Below are 16,892 nucleotides of genomic sequence, written 5' to 3' on the forward strand. Positions count from 1 at the left end.
CAAGCGAAACGAAAGGAGCGTGTCATGTTCAAAGGATCTTTTCCTGCCCTGGTCACGCCGTTCAAGAACGGCGAGCTGGATCTGGACACGCTCAAGAAACTTGTCGAATGGCATATCGGCGAAGGCAGCAACGGCCTTGTCCCGGTGGGCACGACCGGCGAAAGCCCGACCCTGACCCATGAAGAGCACGAATGCGTCGTTAAGGAAGTGGTGCGCGCGGTGAACGGGCGCATCCCGGTCATCGCCGGGGCGGGCAGCAACAACACGCTGGAATCGATCCGCTTCATGCAGCACGCGAAATCGGTGGGCGCGGATGCCGCGCTGGTGGTGACGCCCTATTACAACAAGCCCACGCAGCAGGGCATGATCGCGCATTTCACGGCGCTGCATGATTGCTGCGACCTGCCGATCATCATCTACAACATTCCCAGCCGCTCGGTGGTGGACATGACCCCCGAGACCATGGGCAAGCTGGCGCAGCTGCCGCGCATCATCGGGGTGAAGGACGCGACCGGCGACCTGGCGCGCGTGAGCCTGCAACGCATCTCCTGCGGCAAGGATTTCATCCAGATCTCGGGCGAGGACGCCACCGCGCATGGTTTCAACGCGCAGGGCGGCACCGGGGTCATCTCGGTCACGGCGAATGTCGCGCCGCGATTGGTGGCAGAGGTGCAGAAAGCCACGCTGGAAGGCGATTACGCCAAGGCGCTGGAATTGCAGGACCGGCTGATGCCGCTGCACCGGGCGATCTTTACCGAGCCGGGGCTGGTGGGCGTGAAATACGCCATGTCGCGGCTGGGCCTGTGCAGCGAGGAGGTGCGCTCGCCGCTGATCGGTCTGAGCGATCCGACACGCGCGCTGGTGGATGACGGGCTGCGCCATGCGGGGCTGATGAACTGAGGCCGGACGGGCGCGCAGAAGGCGCGTTCAGGGCAGGTGGTTGATCCGCTGCGCCTGCCAGCCATCGCCCTGCCAGTGCAGTTCGGTCACGGACAGGTTGTCGATCTTGTGGGAAAACGCCTCGTAGGCGGAGACGCGCAGCGCCTGTTGCAGCTGTGTCAGGATCGCGCCGAAATGGGCGACGGCGATGATGTCGCGGCCCGGATGGGCGGCGCGCAGGCGGGCGATGGCGCGATTGACGCGGGCCGTGACCTGATGCCAGCTTTCGCCGCCGGGCGCAGAGGCATCGCCCGGCTCGTCCCAGAAGGCGCGCAGCCGGTCCTGATCGGGGACGCTGTCGAAGGCCTGCAATTCCCAGTCGCCGAAATTGATTTCGCGCAGGTCCGGGTCATGCGGCAGCCGCATCCGGTCGCCCGCGATGGCATCGGCGGTGGCGCTGGCGCGCTGAAGGTCCGAGGACACGACCAGCGCCCCGGCGGGCAAATGCGCCGCAAGCCGCGCGATACGCGCGCTGTCGCTCAGATCGGCGGGCAGGTCGGACCAGCCGACCATCGCCCTGGCGTGGGTCGGCCCGTGGCGGACCCAGTGCACCCGACTCATGGCAGCGTGCCCTTGAGCACCTGCGGCAGGCCCGCGACCACATTGACCACCAGATCGGCCCTGGCGGCGAGTTTCTGGTTCAGTTCGCCCTGAAGCTGGCGAAAGCGGCGTGCCAGCGCGTTTTCGGGCACCACGGAGAGGCCCAGCTCGTTCGAGACGATCACCACCGGCGCAGCGCAAAGCGCAAGGCCCGCCATCAGTTCGGCCTCGGCCTGTTCCAGGTCGCTGTCCGCTAGAAGGTGATTGCTGAGCCACATGGTCGCGCAGTCGATCAGCACCGCCTGATCGCCACCGATGGAGGCCAGCGCGTGCCCCAGGTCGGTCGGTGCCTCGATGGTGCGCCACCCCTGCCCGCGCAACGCGCGGTGGCGGGCGATCTTGTCGCGCATCTCGTCGTCATGGGCCTCGGCGGTGGCGACATAGACGCAGCCGCGTCCGGCGCCCGAAACAAGGGATTCGGCGAAGGCGGTCTTGCCGCTGGCCGCGCCTCCTAAAATAAACGTGAACCGGGGAAGCATCTATTTCGTTCCCATTTTGATCTGATATGGTCGGTTCTGCGTAACAGCTCCTGACAGACCGCAAAAGGACCAAACACACCGCGGCCCGACAGGTTGGAGAGCCAATATGGCACTTGATGCACCTCATGGCAGCAGCAGCATGTCACGCAAGGCGATGCGCGCCGAATTGCTGGATGCCGAGACCGAGTTGAAACTCGCCTATGCGTGGCGCGACCAGCGCGACGAAGAGGCCCTGCACCGTCTGATCAACGCCTATATGCGGCTGGCGATCTCGATGGCGGCGAAGTTCAAGCGATACGGCGCGCCGATGAACGACCTCATCCAGGAGGCCGGGCTGGGCCTGATGAAGGCGGCCGACAAGTTCGACCCCGACCGTGGCGTCAGGTTCTCGACCTATGCGGTCTGGTGGATCAAGGCCAGCATCCAGGATTACGTGATGCGCAACTGGTCGATGGTGCGCACCGGGTCGACCAGCAGCCAGAAATCCCTGTTCTTCAACATGCGCCGGGTGCAGGCCCGCATCGAACGCGAGGCGATGGCGCGGGGCGAGGAACTGGACGGGCACCAGCTGCGCGAGACGATCGCGCGCGAGGTGGGTGTGCCGCTGCGCGATGTCGAGATGATGGAAGGGCGCCTGTCGGGCAGTGACTTTTCGCTGAACGCGACGCAATCCGCCGAGGATGAGGGCCGCGAATGGATCGACACGATCGAGGATGCAGGGCCGCGCGGCGACGAGCTGGTCGAGCGCGATCACGACCTTGGCGCGTTGCGCGACTGGCTGCGCGAGGCGATGCAGATCCTCAATGAACGCGAGCGCTTCATCGTGCGTGAACGCAAGCTGCGCGATGCCCCCCGCACGCTGGAAAGCCTCGGGCAGGAGCTGAGCCTTTCCAAGGAACGGGTGCGCCAGCTGGAATCGGCGGCGTTCCAGAAGATGCGAAAGCATCTTGAACGCCACGGCGGAGAGGTGCAAAGCCTGCTCGCATGAAAACCCTGTTTGCCGCCGCGCTGGCGCTTGGCCTTACCTCAGTTGCCGCCCTGGCCCAGGACGTGCTGATCCTGGGCGAGGTGCATGACAACCCTGCCCATCACGAGGCGCAGGCGGATATGGTGGCCGCATTCGCACCCAGGGCGCTGGTCTTCGAGATGCTGACGCCGGAACAGGCCGATGCGGTGACGCAGGACAACCGGCGGGATCGCGCGGCACTTGCCGAGGCGCTTGACTGGGAAGCGTCGGGCTGGCCCGATTTCGGCTATTACCACCCGATCTTCACCGCGGCTCCCGAGGCGCGCATTTTTGGCGCGCAGGTGCCGCGCGAAGCGGCGCGCAAGGTGTTCGAGGATGGTCCCGGCGCGGTCTTTTCGGGCGATGCTGCGGCCTATGGGCTGACGGACCCGCTGCCCAAGGAAGAGCAGGCGACGCGCGAGGCCATGCAGATGGAAGCGCATTGCGACGCCCTGCCCGAGGCGGTGCTGCCGGGCATGGTGGCGGTGCAGCGCCTGCGCGATGCGGAACTGGCGCTTGGCGTGATGCGCGCCATCGAGGCCACGGGCGGGCCGGTGGCGGTGATCACCGGCAATGGCCATGCGCGGCGCGACTGGGGTGTGCCATCCTATCTTGCGCGCGTCGCGCCCGGTCTCGAAGTCAGGGTGATCGGCCAGACCGAGGACGGGCGGGCGCTGGATGGCGGCTTCGACGAGGTGCTGTCGTCGCCTATGGTCGAACGCGAAGACCCCTGCGCGGCTTTCGCCAAGGGCGGCTGAGCGGCCTTGTCAGCCCGCCGCCGCGCGCCTAGTGTCACGCGGGTCTGACCGGAACCGGAACGGGAACGCGCCATGCTGGCATCCAAACGCATCCTCTTGATCATCGGCGGCGGCATCGCCGCCTTCAAGGCGCTGGACCTGATCCGCCGCCTGCGCGAGCGCGGCGCGGAGGTGACCCCGGTTCTGACCCGCGCGGGCGCGGAGTTCGTCACCCCGCTGTCGGTCTCGGCGCTGGCGGGGCGCAAGGTCTACACCGACCTTTTCGACCTGACCGACGAGGCCGAGATGGGCCATATCGAGCTGAGCCGCAGCGCCGACCTGATTGTCGTCGTCCCGGCCACCGCAGACCTGATGGCGAAGATGGCGGGCGGACATGCGGATGACCTTGCGTCGACCCTTCTGCTGGCGACCGATACGCCGGTGCTGCTGGCCCCGGCGATGAATGTGCGGATGTGGGAACATCCCGCGACTGCGCGCAATATCGCCACGCTGAAGGGCGACGGGATCGGCCTGATCGGCCCTGGCGAGGGCGACATGGCCTGTGGCGAGTTCGGCCCCGGCCGGATGTCCGAACCGCTGGAGATCGTCGCGGCGGTGGAACGCGCGCTGGTGGGCGGGCCTTTGGCGGGCAAGCGGGTGCTGGTCACCTCCGGCCCCACCCATGAGCCCATCGACCCCGTGCGCTATATCGCCAACCGCTCATCGGGGGCGCAGGGCACGGCCATCGCGAAGGCGCTGCGCGCACTGGGCGCCGAGGTGGTCTTTGTGACCGGCCCCGCCGATGCGGCCCCACCCGAGGATGTCGAGGTCAAGCGGGTCGAGACCGCGCAGGAGATGCTGGCGGCAGTCGAGGCCGCGTTGCCGGTGGACGCGGCGGTCTTTGCCGCCGCCGTGGCCGATTGGCGCGTAGCGAGCGCGAGCGACAGCAAGATGAAGAAACAGCCGGGGGAGAAGGGCGGGCTGCCGGTGCTGGAATTCGCCGAGAACCCCGACATCCTGGCCCGCGTGAGCCAGATGAATGAGGGCCGCCCCGCCCTGGTGATCGGCTTTGCCGCCGAGACCGATGACGTGATCGACAACGCAACCGCCAAGCGCAAGCGCAAGGGGTGCGACTGGATCCTGGCCAATGACGTGAGCCACGCCACCGGCATCATGGGGGGGGCGCACAATGCCGTGACGCTGATCGATTCCGAAGGCGCGCAAAGCTGGCCGCGCATGACGAAAGCCGAGGTCGCCTCGAGATTGGCCGAGCGGATCGCCCAGACGCTGGGGTGAGGATCTTGAGTATTTGTGGAACGATGAAAGGACGGGCATGGTCCTGATCGCATTCGTTTGGGAAGAAGGCGCGGACCGGACGCTTGGCCTGCCCTCCTATGAGACAGAGGGGGCGGCGGGGGCCGACCTGCGGGCCAATTTCGCACCCGAGGCGCGCGCCGAGGGCGTGACGCTGGCGCCGGGGGCGCGGGCACTGGTGCCGACGGGGCTGAGGCTGGCGATTCCGCAAGGCTACGAGGTACAGCTGCGGCCGCGTTCCGGGCTGGCGCTGCGCCACGGGATCACGCTGCCCAACAGCCCCGGCACGATCGACAGCGATTATCGCGGGCCGCTGGGTGTGATCGTGATGAATGCGGGCGAGGCGGCGTTTCACATCGAACATGGCGCGCGGATCGCGCAGATGGTGGTTGCGCCGGTGGTGCAGGCCCGGTTCGAGGCGGTCGAGGCACTGGAGGACACCGCGCGGGGCGAAGGCGGGTTCGGATCGACGGGGCGCGTCTGATGGCGCTGGTGCTGGTCATGGCCGGGGCGCTGTGGGGCGTGGGCTGGGCGATGGGCGCGCCAAGGCGCCTGAGATGGGGCATGATCGGGTTTCTGTGGGCGGCGGTGGTGCTGCTGCATCTTCTGTTGCCGCCGGGGCATCCGCTGCGCATGGCGACGGGGGAAAGTGCCGCGCTCTGGCTGATCCTGGGCGGGTTCGTGGCGCTGGGGCTGGTTTACGCGTCGGTGCTGCGCCGGTTGCGCCACCGGGCGGTGGCGCGGGAGGCGGGCGAGACATCCGCGACATCCGCGCGCAGGGGGCTGTTCAGCGAGGCGGAGCTGGAGCGCTATGCGCGCCATATCGTTCTGAGGGAGCTGGGCGGGCCTGGGCAGAAGGCCCTGAAGGAGGCGCGCGTGCTGGTGATTGGCGCGGGGGGGCTTGGATCGCCGGCGCTTTTGTACATGGCGGCGGCGGGCGTGGGCACGATCGGGGTGATCGATGACGATATGGTCGAGAATTCCAACCTTCAGCGGCAGGTGATCCATCGCGATGCCGATATCGGGCGGCCGAAGGTGCAATCGGCCATGGAGGCGATGCAGGCGCAGAATCCGGCCGTGGTGGTGCGGCCCTATCAGCGTCGGCTGAGCGCAGAAATCGCCGCCGAACTGTTCGCCGAGTATGACGTGATCCTTGACGGGAGCGACAATTTCGACACGCGCTACCTGGCAAACGAGGCCGCCGCGGCGGCGGGCAAGCCGTTGATTTCGGGGGCGATGTCGCAATGGGAGGGGCAGCTCAGCATTTTCGACCCGGCGCGCGGCACGCCCTGTTACCAATGCATCTTTCCCGAGCGCCCTGCCGAGGGTCTGGCGCCCTCTTGTGCCGAGGCGGGCGTGCTGGGGCCGCTGCCGGGGGTCATGGGCGCGATGATGGCCGGGGAGGCGATCAAGCTGATCGCGGGGGCCGGTCAGCCGTTGCTGGGCGAGATGCTGATCCATGACGCGCTGTGGGGCGAGACGCGAAAGATCGCGCTGCACCGGCGCGAAGATTGCCCGGTTTGCGGGCCGTTGCAGGACAAGGACGCCAAAGCATGAGTAACCCGCTGCTGGAAGATTGGGACGGACCGTTCGGAATCGCGCCCTTCGAGAGGATCGAGGATGCGCATTTCGCCCCGGCCTTCGACGAAGCGCTGGAGATGGCGCGCGCCGAACTGCACGAGATCGCCGGAAACCCGGAGCCGCCGCGGTTCGACAACACGATCGAGGCGCTGGAGGCGAGCGGGGCGGCGCTGACCAGGGTGCTGGCGGCGTTCTTCAGTGTGGCGGGCGCTGACAGCAACCCGGCGCGCCAGGCATTGCAGCGCGATTTCGGGCCGCGGCTGGCGGCCTATTCGCTGGAAGTGACGGGCAACAAGGCATTGATGCGGCGCATCGAGGCCTTGTGGGCGGAGCGTGACGAGCTGGGCCTTGATGACGAGGAGATGCGGCTTCTGATGCTGACGCGGCGGCGGTTCCTGCGGGCGGGCGCGGCATTGGAGGGCGACGCCAGGGAGCGGATGGGCGCGATCATGTCGCGGCTGGCGGAGCTGGGCACGGCGTTCACGCAGAACCTGCTGGCGGACGAGGCCGGGTGGGTCATGGAGCTGGACGAAGATGCGCAGGCAGGGTTGCCGGATTTCCTGATCGCGGCGGCACGCGAGGCCGGGCAGGAGATGGGCCGCGCGCGCCCGGTGATCACGCTGTCGCGCTCGTTGATCGTGCCGTTCCTGCAATTCTCGCCAAGGCGCGATCTGCGCGAGCGGGCGTTTCACGCCTGGGCGGCGCGCGGCGCGAATGGTGGCGCAAGCGACAACCGCGCCATCGCCGGTGAGATCCTGAAACTGCGCGAGGAACGCGCGGGGCTGCTGGGCTATGAGAGTTTCGCGGCGTTCAAGCTGGAAACCGAGATGGCGGGCACGCCCGAGCGGGTCGAGGCGCTGCTGATGGAGGTCTGGGCGCCGGCGCGCGCGCAGGCCGAGGCGGATGCCGAGATCCTGACGCGGATGATGCAGGACGATGGCGTGAACGACGACTTGCGCCCCTGGGACTGGCGCTATTACGCGGAGCGGCGCAGGCAGGCCGAGCATGACCTCGATGAGGCGGCGGTGAAGCCTTACCTTTCGCTCGAGGGCATGATCGAGGCGGCGTTCGGTGTTGCGAACCGGCTGTTCGGGCTGGAATTCGAGCCGCTGGACATCCCGCTTTACCACCCCGACTGCAGAGCCTGGGAGGTGACGCGCGACGGGCATCATGTGGGCGTGTTCATCGGCGATTATTTCGCGCGCGGCTCCAAGCGGTCGGGCGCGTGGTGTTCGGCGATGCGCGCGCAGGCCAAGGTGCCGCAGGCGCAGGGGCCGGTGGTGATCAACGTGTGCAATTTCGCCAAGGGCGACCCGGCGCTTCTGGGCTTTGACGATGCGCGCACGCTGTTTCACGAGTTCGGACATGCGCTGCATCACCTGTTGTCGGATGTGCGCTATGAGAGCATCGCGGGCACCTCGGTGGCGCGCGATTTCGTCGAACTGCCAAGCCAGCTGTTCGAGCATTGGCTGGACGTGCCCGAGGTGCTGGAGGCCCATGCGCGCCATTATCGCACCGGCGCGCCGATGCCGCATGAATTGCGCGACAAGCTGCTGGGCGCGGCGCATTTCGACCAGGGGTTCCAGACGGTCGAATACCTGGCATCGGCGCTGGTGGACCTGGCGTTTCACAGGACGGATGCGCCGGATGATCCGATGGCCGAGCAGGCGCAGGTACTGAAGGCGATCGGGATGCCGCAGGCGATCACCATGCGCCACGCGACGCCGCAATTCGCGCATGTGTTCTCGGGCGATGGCTATGCCAGCGGTTATTACAGCTACATATGGTCCGAGGTCATGGATGCAGACGCCTTTGCCGCCTTCGAGGAGGGCGCAGGGCCGTTCGACCCCGAGCGCGCCGCAGCGCTTGAGCGCCATATCCTGTCACGCGGCGGCGCGGCCGAGCCCGAGGCGCTCTATACCGCGTTTCGCGGGCGGATGCCGGGGGTCGATGCGCTGCTGCGCGGGCGCGGACTGGTGGCTGCGGACTGAGCCGATCAGCCCTCAGTCGACGCGGCGCACATAAAGGTGATTGCCCTCGCGCCGGGTTTCCAGAACCTTGATCGCGGCCACCAGATCGCTGAGTTTGCGGTGACCATAGCTGCGGGTGTCGAAATCGGGATTGGCCGCCGTCACCTGCTGCCCCAGACGCCCGAGCGTATACCAGTCGCTGTCCTGATCGAGGCTGTCCATCGCCTTGAACAGCAGATCGCGCGCCTCGTTGAGGGATTTGCCATCTGGCGTCACCGGGGTTTCCGCGCCCTCGGCGCCAAGGTTCTCGAGATAGATGAAGCGCTTGCACGCCTTGCGGAAGGCCTCGGGCGTCTTGCGCGCGCCGATGCCGTAGACCTCGAGCCCCTGTTCGCGGATGCGACTGGCGAGGCGGGTGAAATCGCTGTCGGAGCTGACCAGCACGAAACCGTCGAAACGGCCCGAATGCATCAGGTCCATCGCGTCGATCACCAGCGCGATATCGCTGGCGTTCTTGCCCACGGTATTTGCCGGCTGGTGATGCGGCACAAGACCGAATTCGGCCTGCACGCGGTTCCAGCCGCTCATCTGCTGCGAGGAGAAATCGCCATAGCAGCGGCGCACGCTGGCCTCGCCGATGGCGGCGATCTCCTCGAAGATCGCGCGGGTCCATTTCGGCGAGGTGTTGTCGGCGTCGATCAGGACCGCCATCAGGGGGGTGCGTTCGGGCATGGCGTCCTTTTTCCTTTCGTTACGGGCCGGGCGGGCGGTCAATCGCCCTGCCCGCCGATCTTGTCCTCGGTGCGGGTCTCGAAATCGCCGGCGTCGTGGCGCTCGAGAAGCTGCTCATGGGGCTCGCCGCTGGTGCGGTTCACCATCCGGCCGCGCCGCACCGCGGGGCGGGCATCCAGCTTCTTCGCCCAGGCCATGACGTTCTCATAGCTTTCGGCATCCAGAAACCGCGCCGCGTCGCCATATTGGCGGCCCAGCACAAGGTTTCCATACCACGGCCAGATCGCCATGTCGGCAATGGAATAGTCATCGCCCGCGATGAATGGCCGCGTCGCAAGCTGACGGTCCAGCACGTCGAGCTGGCGTTTCACCTCCATCGTGAAACGGTCGATCGGATATTGCCATTTTTCGGGCGCGTAATGATAGAAATGCCCGAAACCGCCGCCCAGATATGGCGCGCTGCCCATCTGCCAGAACAGCCAGTTCAGGGTCTCGGTGCGCGCGGCGCCCGAGGCGGGCAGGAAGGTGCCGAACTTTTCGGCCAGATGCAGCAGGATCGAGCCGGATTCGAACACCCGCAGGGGTTCGTCGCCGCTATGGTCGATCATGGCGGGGATCTTGGAATTGGGGTTGGCATCAACGAAGCCGCTGGAGAACTGGTCGCCCTCGGTGATGCGGATCAGCCAGGCGTCGTATTCGGCGTCATGGCCCGCCTCCAGAAGCTCCTCGAACATCACCGTCACCTTGACGCCGTTTGGCGTGCCCATCGAATAGAGCTGAAACGGGTGCTTGCCGACGGGCAGCTCCTTGTCGTGGGTGGGTCCGGCGATGGGCCGGTTGATCGAGGCGAAGCGTCCGCCGGATTCGCCTTCCCAGGTCCAGACCTCGGGAGGGGTGTAGATGTTGTCCTTGCTCATGGGGTCGGTCCTTTCGCGCTGTCGGAAATGTTGCCCCGGAGGGTATGCAGTTTCACCGCCACGACAAGAGCACCGCCTGCACAGAGCCATGTGCGGCGGTGCATGGGCCGGCGCGGCGGCAGCGTGTCAGTAGACCACCACCGAGCGGATCGATTCCCCGGCATGCATCATCTCGAAGCCCTTGTTGATCTCGTCGAGCTTCAGCGTGTGGGTGATCATCGGATCGATCTCGATCTTGCCATCCATGTACCAGTCGACGATCCGGGGCACGTCGCTGCGCCCGCGCGCGCCGCCGAACGCGGTGCCGCGCCAGACCCGGCCGGTGACCAGCTGGAAAGGACGGGTCGAGATTTCGGCCCCTGCGGGCGCGACCCCGATGATGACGCTTTCGCCCCATCCCTTGTGCGCCGATTCCAGCGCCGTGCGCATGACCTGCACATTGCCGGTCGCATCGAAGGTGTAATCGCCGCCGCCGCCCGTCAGTTCGACCAGATGCGCCACCAGGTCGCCTTCGACCTCGGTGGGGTTAACGAAATCGGTCATCCCGAAGCGGGTCGCCATCTCGACCTTGCCGGGGTTGAGATCGACGCCGACGATCTGGTCGGCGCCCGCCAGCCGCAGGCCCTGGATGACGTTGAGCCCGATGCCGCCGAGGCCGAAGACGATCGCGGTCGATCCGATCTCGACCTTGGCGGTGTTGATCACCGCGCCGATGCCGGTGGTGACGCCGCAGCCGATATAGCAGATCTTGTCGAAGGGCGCGTCCTTGCGCACCTTGGCCAGCGCGATTTCGGGCAGGACGGTGTGGTTGGAAAAGGTCGAACAGCCCATGTAATGCAGGATCGGCGTGCCATCGAGCATGGAAAAGCGCGAGGTGCCGTCAGGCATGACGCCCTGCCCCTGTGTCGAGCGGATCGACTGGCAGAGGTTGGTTTTCGGATTGAGGCAGTATTCGCATTCGCGGCATTCCGGCGTGTAGAGCGGAATGACATGATCGCCCGGTTCGAGCGAGGTGACGCCCGGCCCCACCTCGAGCACGACGCCCGCGCCTTCATGGCCGAGGATGGCGGGAAAAAGGCCTTCGGGATCGGCGCCCGACAGGGTGAAATCATCGGTGTGGCAAAGGCCGGTGGCCTTGATCTCGACCAGGACCTCGCCCGCCTTGGGGCCGTCCAGGTTGACGTCCATGATTTCAAGCGGCTTGCCCGCCTCCAAGGCGACGGCGGCTGTGGTGCGCATTGCTGGGATCCTCCGGTTCACGTTTGGCCCGACATTGAGCGAAACAGCGCGGAGATTCAATATCATGTGCGACAGGGGATGGACCGGGTCCGACCGGGCTGGCAAGCTGGGGCAAAACAGGAGACCACGTGATGCGATATGGATCCGCGGCCCTTTGCGGGCTGGTGATGGCCGGATGCATGGCCAGCGAAACGCCGACCCCGCCCCCATCCGACGCCGATCAATGCGGTGCGGAGGCGCGCCAGCACCTGATCGGCCAGGACCGCGCCGCCTTTGACGAAAGCAGCGTGGATGGCCCGGTGCGGGTGTTGCCGCCGGGATCGGCGATGACGATGGATTATCGCCGCGAGCGGCTCAATGTCGAACTCGGCGAAGACGGCAGCATCACCCGGATCTGGTGCGGATAGGACCGCGCGGGGCGCGAAAAATCTTGATTTGCGCGATGAACGGGGCAACTCTGTCGGCATGACATTTCAATCGCCCACCCCGTTTCCGGTGCGCGGCGGCCCCGAGCAGGTCGCCTTTCACCGCACGGAACTGAACGTCATCCTGTCGCTCTATGGCCGCATGGTCGCCGCCGGGGAATGGCGCGATTACGGAATCTCCTGCCTGCGCGACGTGGCCGTTTTCTCGGTTTTCCGGCGCACCGCCGAGCACCCGCTCTACCGCATCGAGAAACGCCCCCGCCTGCGCAACAAGCAGGGGCAATATGCGGTGATCGGGATTGACGGGCAGGTCCTGAAACGCGGCCATGACCTCAAGACCGTGCTGCGCGTTCTGGAGCGCAAGCTCATCCGCGCCGTCGACTGACGCGCCCGCCCGCCCCTTCATCTGGCCAGAAATACCTCGGGGGGTCCGGGGGGCTGGCCCCCCGGCTCTCGCCCCGGAACATTCGCGCTCAGCGTTTCGCGGCGCTTTCGGCCATCACGCAGAGAAGCTCGAACATGATCGACACGCCCAGAAAGGCGGTGCCGCCCGACGGATCGAAGGGGGGCGAGACCTCGACCATGTCGGCGCCGACGATATCGAGCCCGGCCAGTTCGCGGCAGACCTGAAGCGCCTGCCAGCTGTTTGGCCCGCCGACCTCGGGGGTGCCGGTGCCGGGGGCGAAGGTGGGGTCGACGAAGTCGATGTCATAGCTCACATAGGTGGCGCCCTCGCCCGCGATGGCGCGCGCTTCCTGCATCACGTCGCTGACGCCACGGGCGTGGAATTCCTCGATCTCGATCAGGCGGATACCCTCGGCGCGGGCGAAATCGCGATCCTCGGAGTCATACATCGTGCCGCGAATGCCGATCTGAACGACCCGTTTGGGGTCCAGCAGCCCCTCTTCGACGGCGCGCCGGAAGGGGGTGCCGTGGGTATACATCGTGCCGCCGAAATAGGAATGGAACAGGTCGGTATGGCTGTCGAAATGGACCATGCCGAGCGGCGCCTCGCGGGCCAGCGCGCGCAGCACCGGCAGGGTCGTCAGATGGTCGCCCCCGGCAGTCATCGGGGTGATCCCGGCGGCTTTCACTGTGTCGTAGAACTCGGTGATCCGGGTCATGGAATCGATGATGTCGGCGGGGTTCGGCCCGACATCCCCCAGATCGGCGCACTTGAGCGCCTCGAAGGGGCGGATGCCGCTGGCCTGGTGCTGAGCGCGGATCATGGTCGAGGCGTCGCGCAGCTGGCGCGGGCCGTGACGAGGGCCGGGGCGGTTGGTGGTGCCGCTGTCCCAGGGCACGCCGATCAGGCCGATATCCACGTCCTTGAACCGTTCATGGGACGGGGGCACATGGGGCAGGCGCATGAAGGTGGGGACGCCCGCAAAGCGCGGCAGATCGAACCCCGAAACCGGGTGAAAGAAGCTATCGGACATCGTCTATCCCTCCAGTCGTTTATGCGCCGTCACCGGCCCGTCGCCCTGCTGTTCGATCCGGGCGATGGCGGCCGCGAGCGGCTCCTGCGCGACGGCCATGTGATGCACATTGGCGTGCAGCAGCGTGTCGGGCGCGCTGAGCCAGGCCACGTGGCCTTTCCAGAACATGAGATCGCCGCGCCGCGGCGGCGTGCCGGCGGGCAGCGTCACCCCGAGCCGATCGGCCTGCATGTCGCTGTCGCCGGGGCAGTCGATGCCGCAGGCAAGGCAGGCGGCCTGCACCAGCCCCGAACAGTCGATGCCAAGCATCGAATTGCCGCCCCAGAGATAGGGCGTGCCGAGATAGAGCGCCGCCACATCGACGGGATCGCCCGCCAGTTCCGCAAGGGGCGCAAGATGCGCCACGGGCACGAAACCCTGCGGGGTGCGCGCGAAGCGGCCCGCCACGTCCAGCACATGCAGGCGCGCGCCGTGGCCGAGAAAGGCGCGCTCGGGCGATTTGAAATCGGGTTCGGAATAGACATGGGTGGCGCGCGCGGCGACCTTGTGGGTGGGGGCGGCGCCCTCGGTCACCTGCTCGTCGCGCAGGTAGCCGACGTAATCGTCGCGCGTGGCCTGCACGAAGGACCAGCCTTCGTGGGATTCCAGGAGGTTGACGCTTTCGCCCATCTGCATCTGACGCGCGCGCCGTCCGCCGGGGGCGTCCATCAGGTCGGCGACGGGCACGCCGATCAGCCGCGCCTCGCCTTCGACATGGCGCGGTGCGTCGACATCGCCGCGCAGCGAGACATGCGCGACGCGTGCGTTGGCGGGAGTCAGGCGACGGTCGCTCATAACGCAAGCGCCCCCGGCAGCGCCTCGAGCAGGGCACGCGCGCCCATGCCGGTGCCGCCCTTGGGCCGCGCGGGGGCGGCGGCGGGATTCCAGCCATAGATGTCGAAATGGGCATAGCGCCCCTGCCCCGCGAAGCGGCGCAGGAACAGCGCCGCCGTGATCGACCCGGCAAAGCCGCCCTTGGGCGCGTTGTCGAGATCAGCGATCCCCGGTTCGATCATCGACTCGTAGGGCGTGTGAAAAGGCATCCGCCAGACCGGATCGGCGGCCTGCTCCGCCGCCGCATCGAGCAGCCCGGCCAGCGCCGCGTCATCGGTGTAATAGGGCGAAAGATCCGGCCCCACGGCGACCCGCGCCGCGCCGGTCAGCGTGGCCATCGACACCATCAGGTCGGGATCTTCCTCGGCCGCGAAAGCCAGCGCATCGGCCAGCACAAGCCGTCCCTCGGCATCGGTGTTGTTGATCTCGACGCTGAGCCCGTTGCGCGCGGTCAGGATATCGCCGGGGCGAAAGGCGTTGCCGGCCACGGAATTCTCGACCGCCGGAACCAGCACGCGCAGCCGCAAGGGCAGCCCGAGCGCCATGATCATCTGCGCCAGTCCCAGCACCGTGGCCGCGCCGCCCATGTCCTTTTTCATCAACCCCATGCCGGTCGCGGGTTTGAGATTGAGGCCGCCGGTGTCGAAACACACCCCCTTGCCCACCAGCGTCAGGGTCGGGCCGCTTTCGCCCCAGCGCATGTCGATGAGGCGCGGGGCCTGCGCAGACGCGCGCCCGACCGTGTGGATCATCGGAAAGTTCTGTTCCAGAAGGGCCTCGCCGCGGATCACCTCGATCGACGCGCCGTGGCGGGTGGCAAGCGTGGCGCAGGCGCCTTCAAGGTCCGCTGGCCCCATATCCGAGGCCGGAACATTGATGAGGTCGCGGGTCAGCGCCTCGCCCGCGGCGATGGCTTCGATCCGCGCCGCATCGACGCCCTCGGGGGCGACGAGCCGCGCCGTGGTGTGTTTCTGCTCGCGGTAATGGTCGAAGCTGTATTGCGACAACAGCCAGCCGAGCGATTCGGTCGTGGCGCGTTCGGGCGCGAGGCCATGCAGCGCATAGGTGCCTTCGGGCAGAAGCGCCGCCGCGCCCGCGAGGTGAAAGCGCCCGCGCGCACGGGTTTCGGGCGTGCCGTCACCGGCCAGCGCCATCGCGATCCCGCCCGCGTCGTCGGGCACCAGCGCCACGCTGCCCAGGGCGCCCGTAAAGCCGGTGGCGCGCAGCCAGCGGGCCACCTTGTCGGGCTGGGCATCACAAAAGGCATCAAGCGCGTCCTGCGCGACGACATGCAGCGGAATGGCCGCCGCATCGGCGGTGGCGAAGGTCAGGTCCATGAGGCGCGCTCCCTTGGATTGGGGTTTCACGCGCCCAGCCTAGCCGCCCTGACGGCGCCTGCAAGCGGTCAAATCACCGGGCTCTCAGATCGTGACGCTGCCCGTGTCGCATAATTCGCCGAGACAGGCCTCGCCCACACGCAAGAGCCGCGCCAGCGTTGCCGCCGTGGCGATGCGGTCGTCATTGTCGACGCAGGCGACCACGTCTGCCGCGACCCGCGCCAGCGCGTGCATCCCGATCTGGCCCGAGATCGCGATCAGGCTGCGCACCGCGCGGCGCATGTCGTCAGACCGTCCCTCGCGATGGCAGCGTTCGGCATGCGAGAGGCGCACGGCCACTTCCTCGAGTGCGCGGCACACCACGTTCTCGGCGCCCGAGGGGCCAAGCTGCGCCACGAGATCATCGAGCCGCGCGCCATCCACGCGCACGGATTCCGTCTGTCTGAGCAATGTCACCTGTTCCACGTTCTCACCCCGGTCTTCGCAAGCCCCACACGCAATGCGCGAAGTGTCGCTGAAGAAGGTTCCCAAATGCTTTCCGTTGGGTGATATTCTCTCTCGAATTCGACGCGAATTCCCTCTATCAGAGGCTGCTGACAAAGAGATCGACAAGGGAAAACAATGAAACATGCTCGCCCGCTGCCGACCTATCTGGTGCACCGCTATCACGGCTGGAAAGCCACCGCCTATTCCGACAATCAGGCCTGGTATCGCCGTCTTGCGCAGGAAGGCCAGCATCCGCGCGCGATGATGATCTCTTGTTGCGACAGCCGCGTCCACGTGACCTCGATCTTCGGTGCCGATCAGGGCGAGTTCTTCATTCACCGCAACATCGCCAACCTGGTGCCGCCCCATGAGCCGGATGGCAACCAGCACGGCACGTCGGCGGCAGTCGAATACGCGGTGACGGCGCTGAAAGTGGCGCATGTGATCGTGATCGGCCATTCCAACTGCGGCGGCGTGATGGGCTGCATGGACATGTGTTCGGGCAATGCGCCCGCGCTGGAGGAAAAGTCCAGTTTCGTGGGCCGCTGGATGGATATCCTGCGTCCCGGTTACGAGCGGGTCAAGGACATCGCCGATGACGACGAGCGCCGTGGCGCGCTGGAACGGCAGGCGGTGATGGTGTCGCTCGAGAACCTCATGACCTTCCCTTTCGTGACCGAGGCGATCGAGGCGGGCACCCTGAGCCTGCATGGTCTTTGGCACGATATCGGCGAAGGCGGTGTCGAGCAGTTCGACCCGGCGACCGAACGGTTCGTGCCGATCTGACGCGGATTGTGGCGGGGTGCGCCGCTGGCGCG

The 16,892-nt window shown here is 66.9% G+C and carries 19 protein-coding genes; 10 read left to right on the forward strand and 9 right to left on the reverse strand.

What is annotated here, in order from left to right; all coding sequences use genetic code 11:
* Positions 1-24: 24 nt before the first annotated feature.
* Positions 25-900: a 4-hydroxy-tetrahydrodipicolinate synthase gene (dapA, locus tag ROH8110_RS08295; RefSeq protein WP_085817296.1), complete on the forward strand. Its 876-nt coding sequence runs from the start codon at positions 25-27 to the stop codon at positions 898-900.
* A gap of 27 nt (positions 901-927) precedes the next feature.
* Here dapA and ROH8110_RS08300 read toward each other — a convergent pair whose 3' ends face one another.
* Together ROH8110_RS08300 and cobU are read right to left on the reverse strand one after the other, a co-directional pair.
* The gene (locus tag ROH8110_RS08300; protein ID WP_085817297.1) at positions 928-1,500 is read right to left on the reverse strand and encodes a histidine phosphatase family protein; all 573 of its coding nucleotides are present in this window, start codon (positions 1,498-1,500) and stop codon (positions 928-930) included.
* Positions 1,497-2,018 carry a bifunctional adenosylcobinamide kinase/adenosylcobinamide-phosphate guanylyltransferase gene (cobU, locus tag ROH8110_RS08305; protein ID WP_085817298.1) on the reverse strand — a complete coding sequence of 174 codons (522 nt, stop codon included), beginning with the start codon at positions 2,016-2,018 and terminating at the stop codon, positions 1,497-1,499. Before cobU ends, ROH8110_RS08300 begins: the two co-directional genes overlap by 4 nt.
* A gap of 106 nt (positions 2,019-2,124) precedes the next feature.
* Here cobU and ROH8110_RS08310 point away from each other — a divergent pair, with 106 nt between their 5' ends.
* The 6 genes from ROH8110_RS08310 to ROH8110_RS08335 all read left to right on the forward strand — a co-directional run bounded on the left by ROH8110_RS08310 (position 2,125) and on the right by ROH8110_RS08335 (position 8,647).
* Positions 2,125-3,006 carry an RNA polymerase factor sigma-32 gene (locus tag ROH8110_RS08310; RefSeq protein WP_085817299.1) on the forward strand — a complete coding sequence of 294 codons (882 nt, stop codon included), beginning with the start codon at positions 2,125-2,127 and terminating at the stop codon, positions 3,004-3,006.
* Positions 3,003-3,782: a ChaN family lipoprotein gene (locus ROH8110_RS08315; RefSeq protein WP_085817300.1), complete on the forward strand. Its 780-nt coding sequence runs from the start codon at positions 3,003-3,005 to the stop codon at positions 3,780-3,782. Before ROH8110_RS08310 ends, ROH8110_RS08315 begins: the two co-directional genes overlap by 4 nt.
* 72 nt (positions 3,783-3,854) lie before the next feature.
* Positions 3,855-5,057, forward strand: a complete 1,203-nt coding sequence (coaBC, locus tag ROH8110_RS08320; RefSeq protein WP_085817301.1) for a bifunctional phosphopantothenoylcysteine decarboxylase/phosphopantothenate--cysteine ligase CoaBC — start codon at positions 3,855-3,857, stop codon at positions 5,055-5,057.
* 37 nt (positions 5,058-5,094) lie between these two features.
* A complete protein-coding gene (gene dut, locus ROH8110_RS08325) occupies positions 5,095-5,559 on the forward strand; it encodes a dUTP diphosphatase (protein ID WP_085817302.1) in 465 nt (154 codons plus the stop codon).
* Complete coding sequence (locus ROH8110_RS08330) at positions 5,559-6,632, forward strand: HesA/MoeB/ThiF family protein (RefSeq protein WP_085817303.1); 1,074 nt, start codon at positions 5,559-5,561, stop codon at positions 6,630-6,632. Before dut ends, ROH8110_RS08330 begins: the two co-directional genes overlap by 1 nt.
* On the forward strand, positions 6,629-8,647 hold the full coding sequence (locus tag ROH8110_RS08335) for a M3 family metallopeptidase (RefSeq protein ID WP_085817304.1): 2,019 nt from the start codon (positions 6,629-6,631) through the stop codon (positions 8,645-8,647). The genes ROH8110_RS08330 and ROH8110_RS08335 overlap by 4 nt, the downstream gene beginning before the upstream one ends.
* A gap of 12 nt (positions 8,648-8,659) precedes the next feature.
* Here ROH8110_RS08335 and ROH8110_RS08340 read toward each other — a convergent pair whose 3' ends face one another.
* The 3 genes from ROH8110_RS08340 to ROH8110_RS08350 all read right to left on the reverse strand — a co-directional run bounded on the left by ROH8110_RS08340 (position 8,660) and on the right by ROH8110_RS08350 (position 11,514).
* Positions 8,660-9,358, reverse strand: a complete 699-nt coding sequence (locus ROH8110_RS08340; RefSeq protein WP_085817809.1) for an NYN domain-containing protein — start codon at positions 9,356-9,358, stop codon at positions 8,660-8,662.
* A gap of 38 nt (positions 9,359-9,396) precedes the next feature.
* Positions 9,397-10,275, reverse strand: coding sequence for a glutathione-dependent disulfide-bond oxidoreductase (gene yghU / locus ROH8110_RS08345; protein ID WP_085817305.1), 879 nt, complete (start codon positions 10,273-10,275; stop codon positions 9,397-9,399).
* Positions 10,276-10,401: 126 nt separating this feature from the next.
* The gene (locus ROH8110_RS08350) at positions 10,402-11,514 is read right to left on the reverse strand and encodes an S-(hydroxymethyl)glutathione dehydrogenase/class III alcohol dehydrogenase (RefSeq protein WP_085817306.1); all 1,113 of its coding nucleotides are present in this window, start codon (positions 11,512-11,514) and stop codon (positions 10,402-10,404) included.
* Between the two features lie 131 nt (positions 11,515-11,645).
* Between ROH8110_RS08350 and ROH8110_RS08355 the strand changes: the two genes are divergently transcribed.
* Positions 11,646-11,921, forward strand: a complete 276-nt coding sequence (locus tag ROH8110_RS08355; protein WP_085817307.1) for an I78 family peptidase inhibitor — start codon at positions 11,646-11,648, stop codon at positions 11,919-11,921.
* 58 nt (positions 11,922-11,979) lie between these two features.
* A complete protein-coding gene (locus ROH8110_RS08360) occupies positions 11,980-12,324 on the forward strand; it encodes a DUF2794 domain-containing protein (RefSeq protein ID WP_085817308.1) in 345 nt (114 codons plus the stop codon).
* An 88-nt stretch (positions 12,325-12,412) separates the two neighbouring features.
* Here the strand turns inward: ROH8110_RS08360 and speB are convergent, their stop codons facing one another.
* The 4 genes from speB to ROH8110_RS08380 all read right to left on the reverse strand — a co-directional run bounded on the left by speB (position 12,413) and on the right by ROH8110_RS08380 (position 16,044).
* On the reverse strand, positions 12,413-13,378 hold the full coding sequence (gene speB, locus ROH8110_RS08365) for an agmatinase (protein ID WP_085817309.1): 966 nt from the start codon (positions 13,376-13,378) through the stop codon (positions 12,413-12,415).
* Between the two features lie 3 nt (positions 13,379-13,381).
* Positions 13,382-14,212 carry a C40 family peptidase gene (locus tag ROH8110_RS08370; protein WP_085817310.1) on the reverse strand — a complete coding sequence of 277 codons (831 nt, stop codon included), beginning with the start codon at positions 14,210-14,212 and terminating at the stop codon, positions 13,382-13,384.
* Positions 14,209-15,588 carry a leucyl aminopeptidase family protein gene (locus tag ROH8110_RS08375; protein ID WP_085817311.1) on the reverse strand — a complete coding sequence of 460 codons (1,380 nt, stop codon included), beginning with the start codon at positions 15,586-15,588 and terminating at the stop codon, positions 14,209-14,211. Before ROH8110_RS08375 ends, ROH8110_RS08370 begins: the two co-directional genes overlap by 4 nt.
* Positions 15,589-15,672: 84 nt before the next feature.
* Positions 15,673-16,044 (reverse strand): hypothetical protein, encoded by a 372-nt coding sequence (locus ROH8110_RS08380; protein ID WP_306372205.1) that lies wholly within the window; start codon positions 16,042-16,044, stop codon positions 15,673-15,675.
* A gap of 165 nt (positions 16,045-16,209) precedes the next feature.
* Between ROH8110_RS08380 and ROH8110_RS08385 the strand changes: the two genes are divergently transcribed.
* Entirely contained in the window at positions 16,210-16,860 is a 651-nt protein-coding gene (locus ROH8110_RS08385) for a carbonic anhydrase (protein ID WP_085817313.1), read from the forward strand.
* Positions 16,861-16,892: the final 32 nt, after the last annotated feature.

It is taken from the genome of Roseovarius halotolerans, assembly GCF_900172255.1.
Classification (GTDB): Bacteria; Pseudomonadota; Alphaproteobacteria; order Rhodobacterales; family Rhodobacteraceae; genus Roseovarius; species Roseovarius halotolerans.